The organism is Aminobacter sp. P4_D5, from assembly GCF_056401815.1.
In genome coordinates, this window is sequence record NZ_JBFUIP010000569.1 from 1 (window position 1) to 804 (window position 804).

1 protein-coding gene and 1 pseudogene are annotated in these 804 nt (G+C 62.3%); both read right to left on the minus strand.

Annotated elements, in window-relative coordinates; translation table 11 throughout:
* Nucleotides 1-454, minus strand: a 454-nt coding sequence (locus tag AC1DWF_RS33540; protein WP_476842814.1) for a hypothetical protein, incomplete at its 3' end; no start/stop codon positions are given.
* 1 nt (nucleotide 455) lies between these two features.
* Nucleotides 456-804: pseudogene (locus AC1DWF_RS33545) on the minus strand (hypothetical protein); the annotation flags it as partial.

The window sequence follows — 804 nt, forward strand, 5'->3', positions numbered from 1 at the left end:
ATATGCGACCCACCGGCGAAGCCGTTAGATGGCCAGTCGATGCCTCCAGAAGACGCATCACTTCGGCAAGGTACCGAAGGACCAGAAGCGGCGGGTAGTCGGCCTCGTTCGCGGCCTGGCGGAGACGAAATGCCGCAGCCTTGTCGAAGTCTGGCCATTCGAGACGGTTGACAATCCTTTTCGCCGCTCTGCCTGACAAACAACCCCTTGCCGAAAGCCTAAGACCKGGCSCATCGGCTGCTGCGCGCAGCAGGATCGCCATGTTCGACGCGACGGCGGATCGTTCTAACTCGTCAGGGCTGAGGTCCTCGGCCAGATAGATCGCGCAACCAGGTGCCGTTGGAGACCGACGCAGGGCGGCGAGGCTATCCCGGTCCAACAGTGTCCAGGCGGGCTCAATGCCGCSCAGCCACGCYTTGACACTGGGATCTTCCAGCATCTCGATGTTCAGCATGTTAAGGATCCATCCATTCAGTTTCGGTGATCGACGATGGGCTGTCCCGCTCCCCGAGGTGGTCGGTTGGGCTGGCCCCCTCGTCGAGCTTCAAGCGGAGGCCCCGGACATGGTCGTAGCCTCTGTTGCGGGCGTACATCAGACCGGGAAAWCKCTCGATCAGGCTCTTGAAAGCGGTTCGGTTGGGTGGCGCCTCACCGTTGCTTCGGCACCAATCCGTGAAGCTGATGAGCAGGTTCCCAGGCCGGGCGGACCACACGGGATCCAGCTCGCAGCATTCCCGCACCCACTGTCCGAACGAGTCCTGTGCATCGAAGTATTCCGCGGTCGCCGCGATCACCACCTTGGGC